Source organism: Arthrobacter sp. HS15c (assembly GCF_040812005.1).
Classification (GTDB): Bacteria; Actinomycetota; Actinomycetes; order Actinomycetales; family Micrococcaceae; genus Arthrobacter.
In genome coordinates, this window is the sequence record NZ_JBFOHM010000001.1 from 74613 (window position 1) to 96549 (window position 21937).

The 21937-nt window shown below is 65.0% G+C and carries 16 protein-coding genes and 2 tRNA genes; 9 read left to right on the forward strand and 9 right to left on the reverse strand.

The annotated features are described in order from the left end of the window. Positions 1-162: 162 nt before the first annotated feature. The 6 genes from serA to ABV518_RS00385 form a co-directional block, all read right to left on the reverse strand. Entirely contained in the window at positions 163-1752 is a 1590-nt protein-coding gene (gene serA, locus ABV518_RS00360) for a phosphoglycerate dehydrogenase (protein ID WP_367764855.1), read from the reverse strand. A gap of 126 nt (positions 1753-1878) precedes the next feature. After that, the gene (ilvC, locus tag ABV518_RS00365) at positions 1879-2904 is read right to left on the reverse strand and encodes a ketol-acid reductoisomerase (protein ID WP_131131752.1); all 1026 of its coding nucleotides are present in this window, start codon (positions 2902-2904) and stop codon (positions 1879-1881) included. Positions 2905-3002: 98 nt separating this feature from the next. After that, entirely contained in the window at positions 3003-3515 is a 513-nt protein-coding gene (gene ilvN, locus ABV518_RS00370; protein WP_055796055.1) for an acetolactate synthase small subunit, read from the reverse strand. 2 nt (positions 3516-3517) lie between these two features. Then, positions 3518-5425 carry an acetolactate synthase large subunit gene (locus ABV518_RS00375; protein WP_310161970.1) on the reverse strand — a complete coding sequence of 636 codons (1908 nt, stop codon included), beginning with the start codon at positions 5423-5425 and terminating at the stop codon, positions 3518-3520. Positions 5426-5803: 378 nt separating this feature from the next. After that, positions 5804-7525 carry a dihydroxy-acid dehydratase gene (gene ilvD / locus ABV518_RS00380; protein ID WP_367764856.1) on the reverse strand — a complete coding sequence of 574 codons (1722 nt, stop codon included), beginning with the start codon at positions 7523-7525 and terminating at the stop codon, positions 5804-5806. A gap of 141 nt (positions 7526-7666) precedes the next feature. Further along, on the reverse strand, positions 7667-8593 hold the full coding sequence (locus ABV518_RS00385) for a LysR family transcriptional regulator (protein WP_367764857.1): 927 nt from the start codon (positions 8591-8593) through the stop codon (positions 7667-7669). Between the two features lie 153 nt (positions 8594-8746). On the opposite strand from ABV518_RS00385, the gene ABV518_RS00390 reads away from it, so the two are divergent. The 3 genes from ABV518_RS00390 to ABV518_RS00400 all read left to right on the forward strand — a co-directional run bounded on the left by ABV518_RS00390 (position 8747) and on the right by ABV518_RS00400 (position 11060). Then, complete coding sequence (locus tag ABV518_RS00390; protein WP_367764858.1) at positions 8747-9784, forward strand: hypothetical protein; 1038 nt, start codon at positions 8747-8749, stop codon at positions 9782-9784. Continuing rightward, positions 9735-10868, forward strand: coding sequence for a PQQ-dependent sugar dehydrogenase (locus ABV518_RS00395; protein WP_367764859.1), 1134 nt, complete (start codon positions 9735-9737; stop codon positions 10866-10868). The genes ABV518_RS00390 and ABV518_RS00395 overlap by 50 nt, the downstream gene beginning before the upstream one ends. 116 nt (positions 10869-10984) lie before the next feature. Beyond that, positions 10985-11060 (forward strand) — tRNA-Lys (locus ABV518_RS00400). An 87-nt stretch (positions 11061-11147) separates the two neighbouring features. Here the strand turns inward: ABV518_RS00400 and ABV518_RS00405 are convergent. The 3 genes from ABV518_RS00405 to ABV518_RS00415 all read right to left on the reverse strand — a co-directional run bounded on the left by ABV518_RS00405 (position 11148) and on the right by ABV518_RS00415 (position 13468). Then, positions 11148-12050 (reverse strand): SDR family oxidoreductase, encoded by a 903-nt coding sequence (locus tag ABV518_RS00405; RefSeq protein ID WP_367764860.1) that lies wholly within the window; start codon positions 12048-12050, stop codon positions 11148-11150. A 148-nt stretch (positions 12051-12198) separates the two neighbouring features. Next, entirely contained in the window at positions 12199-12879 is a 681-nt protein-coding gene (locus tag ABV518_RS00410) for an HNH endonuclease family protein (RefSeq protein WP_367764861.1), read from the reverse strand. 133 nt (positions 12880-13012) lie between these two features. After that, positions 13013-13468 (reverse strand): MarR family winged helix-turn-helix transcriptional regulator, encoded by a 456-nt coding sequence (locus ABV518_RS00415; protein WP_367765310.1) that lies wholly within the window; start codon positions 13466-13468, stop codon positions 13013-13015. Positions 13469-13563: 95 nt separating this feature from the next. Here ABV518_RS00415 and bcp point away from each other — a divergent pair, with 95 nt between their 5' ends. The 6 genes from bcp to ABV518_RS00445 all read left to right on the forward strand — a co-directional run bounded on the left by bcp (position 13564) and on the right by ABV518_RS00445 (position 21890). Beyond that, positions 13564-14037, forward strand: a complete 474-nt coding sequence (bcp, locus tag ABV518_RS00420; RefSeq protein ID WP_367764862.1) for a thioredoxin-dependent thiol peroxidase — start codon at positions 13564-13566, stop codon at positions 14035-14037. Between the two features lie 89 nt (positions 14038-14126). Further along, positions 14127-14208, forward strand: a tRNA-Leu gene (locus ABV518_RS00425). Between the two features lie 274 nt (positions 14209-14482). Next, positions 14483-15157, forward strand: a complete 675-nt coding sequence (locus tag ABV518_RS00430) for a fasciclin domain-containing protein (RefSeq protein WP_131131744.1) — start codon at positions 14483-14485, stop codon at positions 15155-15157. Positions 15158-15349: 192 nt separating this feature from the next. Then, positions 15350-17023 carry an ABC transporter substrate-binding protein gene (locus tag ABV518_RS00435; protein WP_367764863.1) on the forward strand — a complete coding sequence of 558 codons (1674 nt, stop codon included), beginning with the start codon at positions 15350-15352 and terminating at the stop codon, positions 17021-17023. A gap of 79 nt (positions 17024-17102) precedes the next feature. Next, on the forward strand, positions 17103-18605 hold the full coding sequence (locus ABV518_RS00440; RefSeq protein WP_367764864.1) for a malate:quinone oxidoreductase: 1503 nt from the start codon (positions 17103-17105) through the stop codon (positions 18603-18605). A 69-nt stretch (positions 18606-18674) separates the two neighbouring features. Beyond that, complete coding sequence (locus ABV518_RS00445; protein WP_367764866.1) at positions 18675-21890, forward strand: efflux RND transporter permease subunit; 3216 nt, start codon at positions 18675-18677, stop codon at positions 21888-21890. The last annotated feature ends 47 nt before the right edge of the window (positions 21891-21937 follow it).

Sequence of the window (21937 nt, forward strand, 5' to 3'; positions counted from 1 at the left end):
TTTGACGGACGTGAGGGTTGGTTTCCTGCCTGGTGTGCAAAAAGTATTGGCCGGCCTGCCGGCCCGGTCCTGAAACAGGACCTAGCCATTGTAAGCAGACCGGCCAATCATACGTGGCCGACGTTAAGTCGCGGTCACGCGTGGTTCACGATGCTGGGGATGCTAGTCCTCAAGGTCCACTTCGCGGACCATTTCCGCGCCGATGCCTGCCTTGATTGCATCCAGGACCTGCTGCGGCACGGAACTGTCGATCGTCAGCAGGGCCAGGACCTGGCCACCCTCAGCCTGCCGGGCAACCTGCATGCCGGCGATGTTGATGTTGTTCATGCCCAGGATGTGTCCGATGGTGCCGATCACGCCGGGCCGGTCCGCGTAGGCCACCACCACGAGGTGCTCGCTGATGGGGATCTCGACGTCGTAGCCGTTGACGCCCACGAGCTTCTGGATCTGCTTCGGGCCCGTGAGCGTACCTGCCACGGAGATCTGGCTGCCGTCACTCAAAGCACCCCGGATGGTCAGGACGTTGCGGTAGTCCTCCGCCTCCGCCGTCGTGATGAGGCGGACGTTGATGCCGCGCTGTTCAGCGATGACCGGGGCGTTGACGTAGGAGACCTGCTCGGTCACGACGTCGGCGAAGATGCCCTTCAGTGCGGCGAGCTCGAGGACCTTGACGTCCAGGGCGGCGATTTCGCCGGCAACCTCGACGTCGATCTGGGTCAGCGAGGCGTGGGTCAGGGCGGTGAAGATCCGGCCAAGCTTTTCGATCAGCGGGATGCCCGGACGGACGTCAGGGGCAATCACACCGCCGGCGACGTTGACGGCGTCCGGAACAAGTTCGCCGGCCAGCGCGAGGCGCACTGACTTTGCAACCGAAACGCCGGCCTTCTCCTGGGCTTCATCGGTGGAGGCGCCCAGGTGCGGGGTCACGATCACATTGTCGAGGCTGAAGAAGGGCAGGTCGGTGCTGGGTTCCTTGACGAAAACATCCACGGCTGCGCCGGCGATCTGGCGGTCCTGCAGTGCCGCGAACAGGGCCTCTTCATCGACCAGGCCGCCGCGGGCAACGTTAATGACGTAGGCGGTGGACTTCATCTTGGTGAAGGCGTCTGCGCCGAGCATGCCGACGGTCTCCGGCGTCTTGGGCATGTGGATGGTGACAAAGTCGGACTGGCTCAGCAGTTCGTCCAGGCTGACCAGCCTGACGCCCAGCTGCGCGGCACGGGCCGAGGTGATGTAGGGGTCGTAGGCGAGGATCTCGGTGTCGAAGCCCTGCAGGCGGGCAGCGACCAGTGCGCCGATGCGGCCAAGGCCGATGATGCCGACCTTCTTTTCGAAGAGTTCAATGCCCGTGTACTTGGAGCGCTTCCATTCGCCGTTTTTCAGGGCGGAGCTTGCCTGCGGGATGTGACGCGCCAGGCTCAGGATGTGGCCCACCGTGAGTTCTGCGGCCGAGACGATGTTCGAGGTGGGCGCGTTGACCACCATCACGCCTGCCTGCGTAGCGGCCTTGATGTCCACGTTGTCCAGGCCCACGCCGGCGCGGGCGATGACCTTGAGGTTCTTCGCGGCGGCGATGGCCTCGGCGTCCACCTGTGTGGCGGAGCGGACCAGGATGGCGTCCACGTCCGCGATGGCCGACAGCAGCTGGGACCGGTCGGCGCCATCCGTCTGGCGGATCTCGAAGTCCGGGCCCAGGGCCTCGATCGTGGCGGGCGAAAGTTCTTCGGCGAGCAGTACTACGGGTTTTGACACGGCTGATCCTCTGCGTTGCAGTCCTGGGGATAAATCAAGTCTAGGCTGACGGAAAGGCCGGGCTCACATTGTTAAGTGTGAACCCGGCCTCACTGGCGCACGGTAAAGGGCGCCTGGGGAGCAGCCTTAGCGGGCTGCGGAGCCCTCTACGTAGTCCTCGTCCTGCTGCTGCCAGGAGAACAAACCGCGCAGTTCACGGCCGACAGCTTCGATCGGGTGCTGTTCTGCCTTGGCACGCAGCGCCTTGAACTCAACGCCGCCGTTGTCCTGGTCTTCGATGAAGCGCTTAGCGAAGGCACCGCTCTGGATGTCCGCGAGGACAGCCTGCATGTTTTCCTTGACCTCGGGGGTGATGACGCGCGGGCCGGAGACGTAGTCGCCGTACTCGGCGGTGTCGGAAACGCTCCAGCGCTGCTTGGCGATGCCGCCTTCCCACATGAGGTCAACGATGAGCTTGAGCTCGTGCAGGACCTCGAAGTAGGCGATCTGCGGCTGGTAGCCGGCTTCGGTCAGGGTCTCGAAACCGTACTGGACCAGCTGGGAGACGCCGCCGCAGAGGACAGACTGCTCGCCGAACAGGTCGGTTTCGGTCTCTTCGGTGAAGGTGGTCTTGATGACGCCCGCACGGGTGCCGCCAATGGCCTTCGCGTAGGACTTCGCCAGGTCCCAGGCAGCGCCGGAAGCGTCCTGCTCGACTGCGATGATGTCCGGGATGCCACGGCCGGCTTCGAATTCGCGGCGAACCGTGTGGCCGGGAGCCTTCGGAGCGATCAGGATGACGTCGACGCCCTCCGGAGCCTCGATGTAGCCGAAGCGGATGTTGAAGCCGTGTGCGAAGGCCAGTGCCTTGCCCGGGGTCAGCTTGTCCTTGATGGAGTCGTTGAAGATCGAGCGCTGGTGCTGGTCCGGCGCCAGGATCATGATGACGTCGGCCCATTCGGCGGCGTCGGCCACGTTCTTGACGGTGAAGCCGGCGTCCTCGGCCTTGGCGATCGAGGAAGAGCCTTCCTTCAGGGCGATCGTAACTTCGACGCCGGAGTCGCGCAGGTTCAGCGCGTGGGCGTGGCCCTGGGAGCCATAGCCGACGATCGCAACCTTGCGACCCTGGATGATCGACAGGTCGGCGTCGTCGTCGTAGAACATTTCAGTCACTTTTGTAACTCCTCTTGAGTGGATTCTCGGGGTAATTAGTCTGGGTGTTGCGGTACTGCACGGGCATTGCGCTGCTGGTGGGGCTGTGCCCCGCCGTCCTAAGCGCTGCGCAAGGCCCTGTCACTCATGGAGCGGGATCCCCGTCCAACGGCCAGGGTGCCGGACTGCACAATTTCGCGGATGCCGAAGGGCTCCAGCACTGAGAGCAGCGCCGTGAGCTTTTCGGGGTGGCCGGTTGCTTCAATGACTACGGAGTCTGTGGAGACGTCAACCACTGAAGCTCGGAACAGGTCTGCAGCCTGGGTCACCTGCAGACGAGTCGCGGCATCCGCACGTACCTTGACCAGGATGTGGTCTCGCTGTACGGAAGATTCGGAGGTCAGCTCAACGATCTTGATCACGTTGACCAGTTTGTTGAGCTGCTTGGTGACCTGCTCAATGAGGTCACCGTCGGCGTCGACGACGACGGTCATCCGGGACATGCCCGGGACTTCCGTCGGGCCGACGGCCAGGGAGTTGATGTTAAAGGCGCGGCGTGCGAACAGGCTCGCAACGCGGGTCAGTACACCGGGCTTGTCTTCAACCAGAACGGACAGTGTGTGACGGCTCATGATCAGTCCTCCTCTTCCCATTCCGGGGTCATGTTGCGGGCAACCTGGATCTGGTCGTTGCTTACGCCGGCGGGCACCATCGGCCACACCATGGAGTCGGGGCTCACCACGAAATCGATGACCACGGGGCGGTCGTTGATCTCGAGGGCCTTCTGGATGGTGGCATCAATGTCTTCGTCACGTTCGCAGCGGAACGACGCACAGCCGTACGCCTCCCCCAGCTTGACGAAGTCCGGGATGCGGACGGTCTCGTGGCCGGTGTTCAGGTCGGTGTTGGAGTAGCGGCCCTCGTAGAAGAGGGTCTGCCACTGGCGCACCATGCCCAGCGAGGAGTTGTTGATGACGGCAACCTTGATGGGAATCTTGTTGATGGCGCAGGTGGCCAGTTCCTGGTTGGTCATCTGGAAGCAGCCGTCGCCGTCGATGGCCCAGACCACGCGGTCCGGTTCGCCGACTTTGGCGCCCATGGCAGCCGGAACCGCATAGCCCATGGTTCCGGCACCGCCGGAATTGAGCCAGGCGTGCGGACGCTCGTACTTGATGAACTGCGCTGCCCACATCTGGTGCTGGCCCACGCCGGCCACGTAGATGCCTTCGGGACCGGTGAGCGCGCCAATGCGTTCGATGACGCGCTGCGGGGCCGAAAGCCCGTCCTCCGGCTCGGTCCAGCCCAGCGGGTAGGTTTCCTTGAGGTTGTTAAGGAAAGCCCACCACGTGGTCAGGTCCGGGGTGCCGGCGGCTTCGAACTGTGAACGTACCGCCTCGGTGAGCTCGGGGATGATTTCCTTGACGGATCCCACGATTGGCACATCGGCCGTGCGGTTCTTGGAGATTTCGGCGGGATCAATGTCCGCGTGGATCACCTTGGCGTGCGGCGCGAAGGACTTCAGGATGCCAGTGACGCGGTCATCGAAGCGTGCTCCGAGGGTGATGAGCAGATCGGACTGCTGGAGCGCCGTGACCGCGGACACCGTGCCGTGCATGCCGGGCATGCCCACGTGCTGCGGGTGGGAATCCGGGAACACACCGCGCGCCATCAGGGTGGTGACGACGGGCGCGCCGGTCAGTTCAGCCAGCTCACGGAGTTCCGCGGAAGCGTGCGCCTTGACCACGCCGCCACCCACGTAGAGCACCGGCTTGGTGGCCGCAGCGATCAGCTTGGCCGCTTCGCGGACCTGCTTGTTGTGGCCGCGCGTCACCGGGCGGTAACCGGGGAGGTCGATCTTGGGCGGCCAGGAGAAGGTCATCTGCCCCTGCTGGGCGTCCTTGGCAACATCCACCAGGACCGGGCCGGGGCGTCCGGACGAGGCCAGGTGGAACGCCTCCGCCATCACGTGCGGGATGTCGTTGGGGTCGGTCACCAGGAACGAGTGCTTGGTGATCGGCATGGTGATGCCAACAATGTCGGCTTCCTGGAATGCGTCGGTGCCGATCACACCGCTGGACACCTGGCCGGTGATGGCCACCAGCGGCACGGAGTCCATGTGGGCATCCATGATGGCGGTAACGAGGTTGGTGGCACCCGGGCCGGAGGTGGCGATACAAACGCCCACCCGGCCGGTGACCATGGCGTAGCCTTGCGCGGCGTGGCCGGCTCCCTGTTCGTGACGGACCAGTACGTGATTCATCCTGGAGGCCATCAAGGGGTCATAGGTAGGCAGGATCGCGCCACCGGGCAAACCAAAAATATCGTCCACGCCGAGTTCTTCGAGCGAGCGGACAATAGCTTGCGAGCCGGTCATCACCGTTGGGGGTACAACGTTGTTCGGCCCAAGGACAGGAGAGACAGCAGCAAGATCAGCGACGACACCGGCGTGGTCAGCCGTTCGGTCGGCGCGTTCCGGAGCCTTGGGGGCTCCAGCGGACTTAGTAGCCATCAGCGAGGGGCTGATCGGCGATCCTTTGCTCATCGGACTCTTCCTTGTGGATCATCTGTATTTTTGGAAACTGCGGGAAATAAAAAAACCCCTCAGCCTGGTGGCTCTTTGAGGGGTTTGCGCGTGACGGTTCGTTACCAGTCGGGCTATTGAGCCACGCGCCTGGTAAGGACGACGACGGCGCCGGCGGTAACGAATGAGATCATGCGTTCAGTTTTCCCTCTGCGTGAGATGCATGTCAACGACGACGGCGCGCATCTCACAGTGTGGACTCCCTTGTCCACTAATTGGTAGCGCTCCATCAACATAGCGGAGACGCATGCCTACCACCTTAGGCGGCAGGGCTTAATAAGAGTGATACCGAGGGGCCCCTTTGGTGAGGCGCTCAGCGCCTCACCAAAGGGGAAGGTATCACCCGCAGTATGCGCCGGTGGAGGCGCTGTGCACCAGCTTGGCGTACTTGGCGAGCACACCCTTGGTGTACCTGGCCGGGAGCGGCTCCCAGCCGACCTTGCGGGACTCGAGCTCTGCTTCCTCGACCAGGAGGTCGAAGGAGCGGGCGGCGATGTCCACGCGGATCCGGTCGCCGTCCTTGACGAAGGCGATGGGGCCGCCGTCGACAGCTTCCGGCGCAACGTGGCCGATGCACAGGCCGGTGGTTCCGCCGGAGAAGCGGCCGTCGGTCAGCAGGAGCACGTCCTTGCCGAGGCCGGCACCCTTGATGGCGCCGGTGATGGCGAGCATCTCGCGCATGCCCGGGCCGCCCTTGGGTCCTTCGTAACGGATGACCACCACGTCCCCGGCCTTGATCAGGCCCTTGTCCAGCGCATCCAGGGCGCCCTGTTCACGCTCGAACACCCGTGCGGTGCCTTCGAAGACGTCGGCGTCGAAGCCGGCGCTCTTGACGACGGCGCCTTCCGGCGCCATGGAACCGTGCAGGATGGTGATGCCGCCGGTCTTGTGGATCGGGTTGTCCAGGGCGCGCAGGATCTTGCCGTCGAGGTCCGGCGGGTTAATGGACGCGAGGTTCTCGGCAAGGGTCTTGCCGGTGACGGTGAGGCAGTCGCCGTGCAGCAGGCCGGCGTCGAGCAGGGCCTTCATGATGACCGGCACGCCGCCGATCTTGTCGACGTCGGTCATGACGTAGCGGCCGAAGGGCTTCAGGTCACCGAGGTGCGGGATCTTGTCGCCGATGCGGTTGAAGTCGTCCAGGGTCAGCTCTACCTCGGCTTCGCGGGCGATGGCCAGCAGGTGCAGCACGGCGTTGGTGGAGCCGCCGAAGGCCATGGTCACGGCGATGGCGTTCTCGAAGGCCTTCTTGGTCATGATGTCCCGGGCAGTGATGCCGAGGCGGAGCAGGTTGACCACTGCTTCGCCGGACTTGCGGGCGAACTCATCCCGTCGGCGGTCTGCCGAGGGCGGAGCGGCGGAGCCCGGCAGGGACATGCCCAGGGCCTCGCCGATGCAGGCCATGGTGTTGGCCGTGTACATGCCGCCGCAGGCGCCTTCGCCGGGGCAGATGGCCTTTTCGATGCGTTCGAGGTCGCCGAGGCTCATTTTGCCTGCGGCGCAGGCGCCGACGGCTTCGAAGGCGTCAATGAGGGTGACTTCCTTTTCGGAGCCGTCCTCGAGCTTGACCCAGCCGGGCATGATGGAGCCGGCGTAGAGGAAGACGCTGGCAAGGTCCAGGCGGGCGGCAGCCATGAGCATTCCCGGGAGGGACTTGTCACAGCCGGCCAGGAGCACAGAGCCGTCGATCCGCTCGGCCTGCATGACGGTTTCCACGGAGTCGGCGATGACTTCGCGGGACACCAGGGAGAAGTGCATGCCTTCGTGGCCCATGGAGATGCCGTCCGAGACGGAGATGGTGCCGAACTGCATGGGGAATCCGCCGCCTGCATGGACGCCTTCCTTGGCGCCCTGGGCCAGCCGGTTCAGGGAAAGGTTGCAGGGAGTGATTTCGTTCCAGGAGCTGGCGACGCCGATCTGCGGCTTGGCGAAGTCGTCGTCCCCCATGCCGACTGCGCGGAACATGCCGCGCGCGGGGGCGGCGTGGATTCCGTCGGTGACCACCCGGCTGCGGGGCTTGATGTCAGGCTTGTTTTCGGTTGCGATCTGGGTGTCCTCACTCATGCGTCAAAGTCTATGACTCAGATGAGGGGGCCAACGACACTGACGGGGTGCGTGAAGCCCAAATCCGTGAATATTTCGATCAAATAGTGGACTCTCGTCTCATATATTGAGATCACCGCTCCCCGTAACGGCGAAAACGTGTCAGAAATCACCAGGCCCGCGCCCGGCCGCAACCGACTCGGCCTCCTGCCGAAGCATCTCCAGCACCTTCCGGATGGTGGTCCGGGCCGCAACGTCGGGCCGGGCCAGGGCCACGATGCTGCGGCGGGCGGTCACGCCCACCAGGGGCCTCAGCACAAACCCGCGGCCCTGGTTGGCCGCCGCGGTGTACCGGGGCAGCAGGGCGAGGCCATGTCCGGCGCTGACCAGTGCCTCAAGCACCCTCAGGTCCGGGAACAGCTGCGCCCTGACCGCCGTGGAGCCGGCCTGTTTCTCGATTTGCCGCAACACGGCGTCGAACGGAAATCCCTCCGGAACCCCCATCCAGGGGTAGCCCACCACGTCCCGGGCGGTCAGCCGGGATTTCGACGCCAATGCGTGGCCTGCCTGCATCGCAACGTCCAGGGGCTCGTTGAGCAGGGGGACCACGATCAGTCCGTGGGAGGCGAACACCTCCGGGCCATCCACGCTGTGGGCCAGGACAATGTCGTAGTCCGCCGCGAGGCCGGCGAACCCGGCCACACCCGGGTCCTCGAAGTGGGCTTCAAGGTGCAGGCCGTCGATGGCCCCGACCCGGTGAAGGAGTCCCGGCAGGAACATCTCCGCCGCACTGGGGAAGAAGGCTGCCCGCACATGAGCCTGCCAGCCGTGCCGGTACGTGTCGATGGTCGCCTCCGCACGGGCCATTGCCGTTGACACATCCGCAGCTGCAGAAGCCATCGCCAGGCCGGCTTCGGTGAGGCGGACGCCACGGCCGGCCTTCTCGATGAGGACAACGCCAAGCTCGTCCTGCAGCGTTTTGAGCTGCTGGGACACAGCCGACGGCGTGACGTGCATGGCTTCGGCGGTGGCACCCACCGTGCCCCGGTCGGCAAGTTCACGCAGAATCCGCAGCCGCTTGAAGTCCATGTAGAGAGGCTACTGGACGGCCCCAGCGTTGTTCGGGCCTCCTTCAGGGTCCGACGGGCACTCGGACCAATCCCTGTGACCTAGACAGCCCCGTTTGCCCCGACGTACCGTCAGGGAACGGCAACCCTGCCATCTGGACTGAAAGGCCCTGATATGGATTTTGTCTTCTGGATCATTCTCATCGTGCTGATTGTCGGTGTTGTGTGGTGGCTGCTGAACCGCAGCAATTCCAGCAAGGCCACCGGCGACGACGGCCGGACCGGAGCTACTCCGGCGGAAGGAATCCGGGCGGACGGCGCCTTGTCAGGCGGGAGTGCCGCCGCTTCCGCCGCAGCAGCGGGCACCGCGGGGATCGCCACGGCCGCAGGCTTCGGACGGCCGTCGGAACCGGTTCCCCCCACGACAGCGGACGACGACATTTCCGAGCCGGCCGGTCCATCGGATGCCGGACGGGTTGCCGAACACGATTCGGCAGTGCCGCAGCGGACGGAAGCAGTACCTGCACTTTCACCGGCCCCGGCCCCGGCCCCGGCGGAAGCACCGGCACCACCCGTCCCGGCGGAGCCAGCGGAAGCACCGGCACCACCCGCCCCGGCGGAGCCAACGGCAGCTCAGGAATTGCCGCCTGCCGGAAACGACGACACAGCAGCGCCCGCTGCCGGCCCGGCTCCGGACAACGAGGCAGAGTGGGAGACCCAGTGGTCGGAGGCCGGCGGATCGCCTGCTCCCCATACAGCCGCCGCAACCACGGCTTCAGTAGACGCGGCAGGCACAGGTACAGCGGGTACTGCGGACGCAGAGGCCACCACGGCCGCTCCGGTCCATCATCCCGAGTACACCGGGCCACACTCCCCCACCCTGCCTGGGGCTGAATCAGCCGCGGCCGAGTCGGGAAGTGACGGAACCACCACCGATGAGCCCGTCGAGCCCACCCCGGTCGACTCCCAGACAATTCCCGAACCTGCAGGCCATCTGGCGGCGGACCGCCCGTACGGCGACGGGTCGGCATCGCCGTCTGCGGACGGGAGCGGTCCTGCCGACTACACGGTGAAGGGTGACGCCGGCTCAATGGTCTACTACGAAGAGGGGCATCCGGAGTATGAGCAGACCCGCGCGGGAGTCTGGTTTGAATCACCGGCCCATGCCGAAGCAGCAGGTTTCCGCGCCCCGCGGCGGACCCGGCTCCAATAGGCTCCGGCTCCGGCACACCGCCGCGGCCTGGACTGCCGCCTTTTCCCTGATCCTTACAGGATGCACAGGCGACGGCGCCGGGCCCCCCACCGGTGGCAGCACAAGCGTGGGAACGGGCACTCCCGGAACGCCTGCCGTGGTGGAACGGCTGGACCTCGGACTACAGATTCCGTGGGCCGCCGTGTTCCTGCCGGACGGAACAGCAGTCATTTCCGAGCGTGACTCCAGGCTGCTCAAGGCAGTCCGCGGTGGCCGGTCTGCCACCATCGGAGAGCTCCCCGGAGTGGTTCCCGCCGGGGAGGGCGGGCTGCTCGGACTCGCGCTCTCCCCTGCTTTCGCTTCGGACAACTTGCTCTATTTCTATTTCACGGCAGAGCGGGACAACCGGATCGCCCGGGCGGTCCTCACGGACGACGGTGACGGGACCTACACCATCGGCCCCCCGGAGGTCATCTTCACGGGCATCCCGAAGGCATCCACGCATAACGGCGGCCGGATCCGCTTTGGACCCGACGGCCTGCTCTATGTGGGGACCGGCGATTCACAGCGCCGGGAGCAGCCTCAGGACCCGAATGCCCTGGGCGGGAAGATCCTGAGACTGACACCGGAGGGCCGCCCGGCGGCCGGCAACCCCTTCGGCAATGCTGTCTACAGCCTTGGCCACCGCAACGTCCAGGGACTGGCTTGGGACAGTACGGGCCGGCTGTGGGCGAGCGAGTTCGGGCCCGACGTCAATGACGAGCTCAACCTCATTCTTCCGGGCGCCAACTATGGCTGGCCCTCGGTCACCGGGGCGCCGCACCGGGAAGGATTCCGGGACGCGAAGGTGGTCTGGCCGTCAACCGCTGAATCCTCACCCAGCGGGCTGGAAATTGATGGCTCCACCGCGTACCTGGGTGCGCTCCGTGGCCAGAGATTGTGGACGGTTCCCCTGGACGGCGAGGAAGCCGGAAATCCTGTGGCCTATTTCACACAAGAGTATGGCCGGATCCGCGACGTTATCCGGGCTCCGGACGGCCGGTTTTGGCTGCTGACGAACAACCAAAACCCTGATTTTGTGCTGATTTTGGCCCCTCAGGGTTGATGCGGCCACCCGCCTGCTCGGCCGATTTCACATGGGCCAAAAGTTCGTGTAGAGTTTCATGTCGTTGCGGAGATCAACCGGGAAATAAAAAGCCCCGGGAGATCAAAACACAAGATGCACCTCTAGCTCAATTGGCAGAGCAATTGACTCTTAATCAATGGGTTCCGGGTTCAAGTCCCGGGGGGTGCACCAACCGAAACCCCGTCTTCATGGCCACAAGCCAGAAGGCGGGGTTTTGCTTTGCCCTTCGATCATGCTGGGGATATTGACGCGCTATTTCTAGGTTTGCTGCGGAAGCTGACTTGCCTGTTCGCGGAGAAAGTCCGTGGCTGCCTTGGGGTTGATGCCCCGCTGGCGCAGAGGCATATCGTCCCACGTGGCCTCGTAAAGGTCCTGGTGTAGCCCGGCGCCGAAGGCGGAGGCCAGCGCGTCGTTACGGCGGTTGAGCAAGCGCACCGCAAGACGGGCTACGGGGCGGGGCATGCGCTGAACGTCCATCCCCCGGCGAGTAAGGTCCTGGGCGATCGCGACGGCCTCGTTCTTCGTCAGGAGCTCCGGGCCTCCGACCTCTATCAGCGCCGGCGGCGCAGACTCGAGTGCTACCGCGCAAAGAAGGATGGCTACATCCTCCGTGGCCACCCACCGCCTCTTGGTGTTGCCTTTGCCGATGATGGCTGCCTTTCCGCGGGCAATATCAAAGCGTGCCATCGGGGCGAGGTGGACTTCCTGGAAGGCGTCCGCGCGGACGATAACAGTCTGCATAGAGGAGTTGCCCAGGCGTTTCTCGACCGCAAGCTTGGCGTGTTCCAGCGGCGTGCCGATGGGGGCGTCAACCCCCGCGAACGAAAGGTAGACGAAGCGGTGCACTCCGGCGGTCTCGGCGGCATCGACCAGTGAGACCATGCCCTTCTCATCTACATCCCCGATTGTTGACGAGCTGGCCCCCGTCAGGCGGCGACCGATTGCCGTTGCGGTCGCGATCACTGTATCGATGCCCTCGCATGCAGCCCCCAGACTGGCGGGTACCGTAAGATCGCCACGCACGATCTCCGCGCCGATCACGCGCAAGCCAGCGTCGTCTGTGCCAGTCCTTAGAAGGCAGCGGACCGGCTGTCCCTCCGAGCGCAGCCGACTGGTAACACGGCTGCCGAGATCACCGGTGGCGCCAACAACGAGAATCATGACCGTTCCACTCCTAAGGCGATGGGCAGGTGGTGGAGGTGACGTATTGATGGGAGCTTAAGACTGGCCGCCGCGGGCGTCAACGCCTCCTTGCACCTGGGGGCACCTGCAGATCTGGACGAGCTCTGCAGGTGGCGGCACGGACTATTTACATGCAGGAATCCAGGATTCCTGCGATCGCATCATGCTCGGCCGGGGTGACCCACAGCTGGTACTTGGCCTTCACGGCCGTCTGGCGGGCCACGTATTCGCAGCGGAACGTCCTGTTCGGCGGGAGCCACGTGGCTGCGTCCTTATCCCCCTTGGCACTGTTCGTGCGGCCATCTGCGGCCATAAGGTTCAGCGGGTCGTTGGCCAGCTGTCTGCGCTGGTCTGCGCTGAGCTGCCGGGCGCCTTTCTGCCACGCGTCCGACAGGGCAACGATGTGGTCGATCTGGACGGCAGCACTGGTGGTGTTGCCACGGACGAAGTTGATGGTCGTGCCCGTGTACCTGTCCGCCAGGGTGCCGGTCAGGACAACACAGTCCTGCGTCCCGGGCTTGAACGTTTCGCCTTCGAGGTCCCTGGCAAGGATGTCGTTGCGCGTATCACAGCCGTTGCGGTCGACGTCGGCCCAGGCGGGGCCGAACTCATCGCGGCTATAGCCGGTCTTCGGGGCCCGGCCCTTCACCGGGACGTTGTCCAGCTGGGCGAGGGCAGCTGCGGCTTCGGTTTCGAACGTCCTTGGTTCGGCATGGGCTGCTGTGTCGCAGCCGGCGAGGGAACCTGCAAGGAGCAGTCCTGTGAGGAGGGCAAGGGTCCTGGTGCTGGCGGCGCGGTTGATCAACAAATTCCTTCATGGGCACGGACCGGGGCTTCACCGCCGCGCGACGGGACACGGTCGCAAGCGACCTGTTGGCGATTAAAGAAAAGCGCGCAACCACTGTGGAGCCAGTGATTGCGCCTGCTGGGCGGTGGTGCAGTCAGCCTACCGGGGAACCGTCCGGCAAGGCCTTGGAGTCAGGGGAAGCGAATTGGCTTGCCAGTTCCCGGACCACGGCCTGGAGCTCCTGGCGAAGGACATCAGGATCAATCGAAGCGGCCGCCAGGACCGAACGTTCCATCTCGACTGCGGCCGTCACCGCCTCGCGTCCACGATCCGTCAGTGAGACGACGTGGCTCCGGCGGTCCGATGTGCTGCGGACACGGGCGATGTGTCCGTGTGTTTCCAGCCTGCTCAGCGTCTTGCCCATGGTCTGCGCCTGGACGCGGACGTACTGGGCCAGCTGCGCTTGCGTCATGGGGCCCTGGGCCGCCAGGACTTCGATCGCGATGACACCGGCATGGGTCAACCCAATGGCGCCGAGTTTTTCGTTCCACGAGTGTTCTACGAGACGGGCCGCGGTGGACAGTAGGCGCCCAGTGGGCCAGTGATCCATATCAGGCATACCAGCAGTATAGCCAAGTGCCGATTCGCCCCGGTCCAGCACGCTTACTAAGCTGGAATGTCCCGCCTTCAACAAGGAGATTAACTGTGGCTGACAGACTCACGACCGGTACGGAAGCACCAGGCTTCACTTTGACGGACTCGAACGGAAAGGACGTCAGCCTGGCTTCCATGCGCGGGCGCAACACCGTTGTGTACTTCTATCCCGCCGCGTCCACCCCTGGCTGCACCAAGCAGGCCTGCGATTTCCGTGACAACCTGGCCTCCCTGCAGGCGGCCGGTTACGAAGTCCTGGGCATCTCCCCCGACCCCGTGGAGAAGCTGGCAAAGTTCGCCGCCGCCGAAGCCCTCAGCTTTCCGCTTCTCTCGGACGAAGACCACGCCGTGGCCGAGGCCTACGGCGCATGGGGCGAAAAGAAGAACTACGGAAAGACCTACCAGGGCCTGATCCGCTCAACCATCGTGGTGGACCCCGATGGCAAGGTGTCCATGGCGCAGTACAACGTCCGTGCGACAGGCCATGTGGCAAAGCTGCGCCGTGACCTCAAGCTTGATTCCTGACGGTTCCGCCGGCTGACGGAACCCGTCGCCGGCCGGCGCTACAATGGAACCTGGCATCCGCCGTCGCAGGTTTTTGCGGCGGCAGCCAAGCGCGAGTGGTGAAATTGGCAGACACGCAGGATTTAGGTTCCTGTGCCTTCGGGCGTGGGGGTTCAAGTCCCCCCTTGCGCACAGCCGGATAAATGAAAATACAAAATCCCGGGTCCCAGAGGCCCGGGATTTTGTTGTTTAAGCCCCCGAGAAGCCCGGCATTCCGCGGATTCTGAGTCGACGGGGCACCAACCGAAAAAAACTCCTTGAGATTCACCCATCCGCTTCACGGCAGCGCCCGAATACACAGTGAGACACCAGCCAAGGGCAGGTGCCCACCAAGTCGGAAAAGGCCACATGCGGCAGGCAGATTGCCCGCGGCAGGCAATGATCGGCACTAACAAGGAGAATCGAAATGCAGTCAATCAAGCGCACAACTTTCACCGTTGCAGGTGTTGCAGCTGCAGCTCTGCTCAGCCTGACCGCTTGCGGCGGCTCGGCCACCACGGCGAACTCTTCCTCAGCACCGGCATCCACGCCTTCTGCCTCCAGCATGGCGCCGTCACCGTCGGCCAGCTCCGCTGCCCCCATGGACCCGGCAGCCAACCTGGTTGGTGCCGGCTGTGCAGGCTACGCCGAGAAGGTTCCCACCGGCGCAGGCTCCGTTGCCGGCATGGCACTGGATCCCGTAGCAGTTGCAGCTTCGAACAACCCCATCCTCACCACCCTGACGGCGGCGGTCTCCGGCAAGCTGAACCCCAAAGTTGACCTCGTGGACACCCTGAACGGCGGCGAGTTCACGGTCTTCGCGCCGGTCGATGACGCCTTCGCCAAGATCGACGCCGCCACCATCGAGACGCTCAAGACCGACGACGCCCTGCTGAGCAAGATCCTGACCTACCACGTGGTCCCCGGCCAGATCACCCCGGACAAGATCGCCGGCACCCACGCCACGGTCCAGGGCGGATCAGTCACCGTCACCGGCAGCAAGGACGCCCTCATGGTTGATGGCGCCAGCGTGATCTGCGGCGGCGTCCAGACCAAGAACGCCACCGTTTACCTGATCGACTCGGTGCTGATGCCCAAGTAACCCTGGGCATCAGCTCCGGGCTCCCCTGGAGCCGCCCGGCCTGACTCCCCCGGCGGCTCCGCGCACAAAGTTGGACCCGGCCCTCACAGGCCGGGTCCAACTGCGTCCCCGGGACCTTCCGGGTCCGTCAACTAGACTGGGCTCGCGCCCGCAGACAGCGGAGCCGGCCAGCAGCCCAGAGGTGATCAACGAGTGCCCAGCAGTACATCGCGACGAACGGTGATCAAGACAGGCGCCGTTTTCCTGGCTCTGGGCATGACATCCTGCACCGGCGTCCCGGCCCCCTCACCGTCTTCCCCCACCACGTCGACGACATCAGCGGGCGAGGGTCCCTCCGCCACTTTCACGTTCGGCACGGCGTCCCAGCCGCTTGGGCTCGACCCGGCACTGTCCAGCGACGTTGAGTCCTACCGGATCACGCGGCAGATCCTCGAAGGCCTGGTGGGAGTGGACCAGACAACGGGCAAACCCACGCCGCTGCTGGCCACCGAGTGGACCGAATCAGATGAAGGCCGCTCCTACACGTTCAAGCTGCGCAGCGGAGTCACCTTCCACGACGGAACCCCCTTCAACGCGGACGCCGTCTGCGCCAACTTCAACCGCTGGTTCGCGTTCCCCGCGGCGCTCCGCCAACAGGCCCCGGGAAGCTCCTTCAAGGGCGTCTTCAAGGCGCACTCCGACGAGGCATCGCTTTCCATCTTCAAAAGCTGCACCGCCGTTTCTGCCGACACAGTCCGGATCGACCTCACGCAGCGCTTCACCGCTTTCCTCCAGGCCCTGACGTTGCCGGCTTTCGCCATGGCGTCACCGGCCGCACTGGCCGCCGGGACTGCGGATGTGCTGGACCAGGTACGGGGCGGGCAGCCCCTGTCAGCCTTCGCCACCAACCCGGTGGGGACCGGCCCCTTCAGCCTTGGCACGTGGGACGACGCCAGCCTCACCCTGGTCAGCAACAAGGACTACTGGGGCGATCGGGGGCAAATCGCCACCATCAACTTCCTGACCTACGACCATCCGCAGACCCGCCTGCAGGCACTCCTCGACGGAAAGATTGACGGCTTCGACGCCGTCACGGTGGGAAACTTTGACCAGCTGGTCAAACGCGGCATGCAGATCGTGCAGCGGGACCCTTTCTCCGTGATGTACGTGGGCATCAACCAGGAAGTCCCGGTCCTGCAGGACGTGAAAGTGCGGCAGGCGATCGAGATGGCGATCGACAAGGACACCCTGATCCGGAAATTCTTCATCGACAACACCGCCCAGGCCTCCCAGTTCGTGCCACCGAAGATCAGCGGCTTCAACAACGAAGCCCCGTCGCTGGGCCATGACCCGGCCAAGGCAAAGACCTACCTGGAAGAGTCCGGCTATAACGGCGAAGAACTCAGGTTCTACTATCCGCTGAACGCCACCCGGCCCTACCTCCCCACGCCTGAGAAGGTCTATGCCGAGATCAGCCGCCAGCTGACCGCTGTCGGACTGAACATCAAACCCGTCCCGGTGGACTGGTCTGACGGGTACCTGCAGAAGGTCCAGTCCCCCGGCGACCACGCCCTCCACCTGCTCGGCTGGAACGGCGCTTACGCCGACGCCGACAACTTTGTCGGGCCGCTGTTCGGCGAGAAGAACGGCGAGTTCGGCTACCAGGACCCCCAGGTCTTCTCCAAGATCAACCGGGCCCGCAGCATGCCGCAGGGACAGGAACGTGATGAGCAATATCACACCATCAATGTCCAGATCGCCGCGTCGGTTCCGGCCGTTCCCATTGCGTTCCCCATCTCGGCACTGGCACTCTCGGACCGGGTGGCCAGCTACCCGGCCTCCCCGGTCTTAAACGAAGTTTTCACCAAGGTCCAGCTAAAGCCTTGACGGGCCCGTCCAATTTCAGTAAGAGGGTCACGCGGGGATATTCTGTGACAGCCAGAGCCGCTGCTATCGGAGACTCACTGTGACTTTTATTTCCAAGACCAAACATGCCGACGTCGTCCTGATCGGCGGCGGCATCATGAGCGCCACACTGGGGGCGTTCATCAAGCAGCTCGAACCCACCTGGACCATCTCCCTCTTCGAGCGCCTCGACGAGCCCGGACTGGAAAGCTCCGGCCCCTGGAACAACGCCGGAACCGGGCACGCCGCACTCTGCGAGCTCAACTACTCCCCTGCAGCCAAAGACGGCTCGGTGGACCCCACCAAGGCGCTGCTCATCAACGAACAGTTCCAGCTGTCCCGGCAGTTCTGGTCCCACCTTGTGGAGCAGTCCCTGATCGGTTCGCCGAAGGGCTTTATCAATACCGTCCCGCACATGAGCTTTGTCATCGGCGAGGACAACACCAAGTTCCTGCGGACCCGGTACGAGGCACTGAAGCCCCACCCGCTGTTCCGCAGCATGGAATACTCCGAGGACCACGGCCAGATCGCCAAATGGGCCCCGCTGATCGTCAAGGGCCGCGACCCGAAGCAGCGCATCGCCGCCACGCGGGCGGCCGAAGGCACCGACGTCGACTTCGGGGCACTGACCCGGGAGCTGACCACCTACCTCGGGAACAACGGCGTCGAGATCAACTACGGCCATGATGTGACCGGCATTTCCAAGGCGTCCGACGGCGGCTGGGACCTTTCGCTCAAATACCCGGCCTCCGGGGAACACGGCAGGATCCACGCAAAGTTCGTGTTTGTCGGAGCCGGCGGCGGCGCACTGCACCTGCTGCAGGCCTCGGGCATTCCGGAAAGCAAGGGCTTTGGCGGCTTCCCCGTCTCCGGCCAGTTCTTCCGCTGCACCGATGAGACCCTCGCCGCCCAGCACAGCGCCAAGGTCTACGGCCAGGCCTCCGTGGGCGCACCGCCCATGTCCGTGCCGCACCTGGACACGCGCTACGTCGACGGCAAACGCTCCCTGCTGTTCGGCCCGTACGCCGGTTTCTCCACGAACTTCCTGAAGAACGGCTCGTACCTGGACCTGCCCCTGTCCATCCGGCCCAGCAACATCATCCCGATGCTCGCCGTGGCCAAGGACAACATGGACCTCACGGCCTACCTCGTCAAAGAAGTGGCCAAGCGCCACGGCGACAAGGTGGAAGCCCTGCGCGAGTACTACCCCGAAGCCAAGGACGGCGACTGGGAACTCATCACCGCCGGCCAGCGTGTACAGATCATCAAGAAGGATCCGAAGAAGGGCGGCGTGCTGCAGTTCGGCACGGAAGTCATTGCCGGCCGCGACGGCTCCATCGGCGCGCTCCTGGGCGCCTCCCCCGGGGCCTCCACCGCGGTGCCGATCATGATCGAACTGCTGCAGAAGTCCTTCCCCAAGAACTTCAAGGGCTGGCAGGGCAAGCTCAAGGACATGATGCCCGGCTACGGCACCAAGCTGGACAGCAACCCGGAACTCGCCGCGGAACTTGAGAAGGCAACCGCCACGGCCCTCCAGCTGGAGAGCGTCTCCGCGACCCGCTGACCCTGCCGGGGTCGGCGGGCAGCAGTTCATCTCCACACCAGTCCGCCAACCCCGTCAGGAGACCAAGCGATGTTCCGGCTGGCACAACTTTCACTGGCAAACAGGGCACTGATCGCCCTCATCACGGTATTCGCGTCGGTGTTCGGGGTGATCACCATGTCCTCGCTGAAGCAGGAACTGATCCCCTCCATCGAGTTCCCGCAGATCACCGTGCTGTCGGCGATGCCCGGCGCGTCGCCGGAGGTGGTGGACAAACAGGTCAGCGAACCGCTGGAGAAGGCGCTGAACGGCGTCGAAGGCCTGGAATCGACGTCGTCAACATCCCGCACGGGCGTCTCACAGATCTCGATGACGTTCACGTACGGCTCCAACCTGGACCGGGCGCGGAACCAGATTGACCGGGCCATCTCCAACGCCAAACGCCAGCTGCCGGATGACGTCCAGCCGCAGGCCATCGCCGGCAGCATCAGCGATTTCCCCATCCTGTTCCTGGCGGTCTCCTCGGACAGATCCCTGAGCGAGCTGAATGCCGACCTGCAGCGGCTCAGCATCCCCCGGCTGCAGAAAATCGACGGCGTCCGCAGCGCCGATGTGACCGGCGGCGCCACCCAGCACATCCAGATCCTGCCGCGGACGGACGCCCTTGCGTCCACCGGGGCAACGATCACGGCGATCCGCGATGCACTGGCCAACAACGGGGCGTTGATTCCTGCCGGAACCATCGAAGAGGACGGCAAGACCCTCTCCCTCCAGATCGGCAGTCCGGTGGACTCCCTCGACGCCGTCCGGGCCCTTCCGCTTGCCGGCACCAAGCAGCCTGCCACCATCGGCGCCGTGGCGGACGTCTCGCTCAAGGATGACGAACGCACCTCCATCTCCCGCACCGACGGCAAGGAAACACTGGCGGTTTCCGTCACCAAAAAGCCCGAGGGCGACACTGTGGCCATCTCCCACGCCGTTGCCGGCGTCATCGGCGACCTTCAAGCCGAGCTGGGCTCCAACGCCAAATTCACGCCGGTCTTCGACCAGGCGCCCTTCATTGAGAAATCCATCAAGGACCTGACCACCGAGGGCCTGCTGGGCCTGGGGTTCGCCGTGGCGGTGATCCTGGTGTTCCTGATGTCGTCCCGCTCCACGCTGGTGACGGCGGTGTCCATCCCCCTGTCGCTCCTCATCACGTTCATCGGACTGTCCGCGACCGGGTACTCCCTGAACATCCTGACGCTGGGGGCACTGACCATAGCCATCGGCCGCGTGGTTGATGACTCCATCGTGGTCATCGAGAACATCAAGCGGCACCTCGCCTACGGGGAGGACAAGGTCACCGCCATCCTGACGGCCATCCGGGAAGTAGCCGGGGCGATTACCGCCTCCACCCTGACCACGGTGGCCGTCTTCCTGCCCATCGCGTTCGTTGGCGAACTCGCCGGCGAGCTTTTCCGCCCGTTCGCGCTCACCGTCACCATGGCTCTGCTGGCATCCCTGTTGGTGTCGCTGACCATTGTTCCCGTGCTGGTGTACTGGTTCCTGAAGTCCCCGTCGGCCGCTGCCGTCGGGTCCGCCGCAGCCCGCGAGGCCGCCGCGGCCGTGCGTGCCAGGGCGCTGGAAGCCGAGCAGAAGAGCCTGCTGCAGCGGGGCTACCTCCCCATCCTGACCAAGACCCAGAAGCATCCGGTGGTGACGCTGATTGCCGCCGGGCTGGTGCTGGCCGCCACCGGCGCCATGACCCCGTTACTGGCCACAGACCTGCTGGGCCAGTCCGGGCAGAACAGCCTCACTGTGCGCCAGGTCCTGCCGGGCGGCACCAGCCTGGCCGAGACCAGCGCCGCCGCCGTCCGGGTGGAGGGGGTGCTGCGCGGCATCGACGGCATCAAGACCGTCCAGGTCACCTCCGGCAATGCCCAGGCGGGCTTCGCCGCGCTCATATCCTCCGGGGCCTCCAATTCGACCTTCACCGTGGTGACGGACGAAAAAGCTGACCAGGCAGAGCTCCAGGAAAAAGTCCGCACAGAGCTTTCCGGCATCCCCGACGCCGGAAAGATCTCCGTGGGCACGCAGCAGGGCGGCTTCGGCACATCGTCCACGGTGGACATCACCCTGCGGGCCGCCACCTCCGCCGATCTCCGCACCGCCAGCGATGCGATGGTGGACGCAATGGGCGGCGTGCCCGGCACCAGCGAGGTGGCCACCAACCTGGCCGCCAGCCAGAACGTTGTCCAGGTCAAGGTTGACCGTGCCAAGGCCGTGGCCGCCGGACTGAACGAGCAGCAGGTGGCGGGTGTGCTCGCCGCAACGATCAGTCCGGTCCCCGCCGGGACGGTCCGGATCGAAACCGACGACTTCCCGGTCCAGATCGGCGAGGGAACCCGGTTCACCAGTGTTGAGGCCGTACGCAACATCCCGCTGCCGGGGGGACGGGCCACGCTGGGCACCATTGCCGACGTCGAGCAGGTGGAGGTCCCGATCTCCATCACCGCCAGCAACGGGCAGCGGACCGCGAAGGTCTCCCTCACGCCGTCGGGCTCCAACCTTGGCGCCGTGAGCGCCGAAGTCCAGTCCCGCCTCGACGATGTCCAGCTGCCTGCCGGGGTCACGGCCACCCTGGGCGGGGCCACCACGCAGCAGGCAGAGTCCTTCCGGCAGCTGGGGCTGGCCCTCCTGGCCGCCATCGCCATTGTGTACGTGATCATGGTGGCCACCTTCAAATCCCTCGTCCAGCCGCTGATCCTGCTGGTGTCCGTCCCCTTCGCGGCCACCGGCGCCGTGGCGCTGCTCCTGCTGACCGGCGTGCCGCTGGGCCTGCCGTCGCTGATCGGCATGCTGATGCTTGTGGGAATTGTGGTGACCAACGCCATTGTGCTCATCGACCTGATCAACCAGTACCGGAAGCCAGGCGACGGCAGGGCGGGAATGCCGGTGGCGGACGCCATCACCCACGGCGCCCGCCAGCGCCTGCGGCCCATCCTCATGACAGCTCTTGCCACCGTGTTCGCGCTGACGCCCATGGCGCTGGGGCTGACCGGCGGCGGCGGGTTCATCTCCCAGCCACTCGCCGTCGTGGTGATCGGCGGCCTGGTCTCCTCCACGGCCCTCACACTGGTCCTGGTCCCCGTTCTCTACCGCCTGGTGGAGGGGCGCCGCGAGAGGAAGGCGCTGCTCCGGGCGCTGCACGAGCGCCCGGAACTGGGTCCCGCGGACGACGTCGACGACGAGTTCCGCGACTGGACCACGGGCATGGTTCCCAAGGTCAGCGGCCGCCGCGCCGCGCCGGGCGAGCCGGGCTAAACGAACGGGAATATTCCGGCCCGGGAGGTGTTGTATCCGTCGATAGA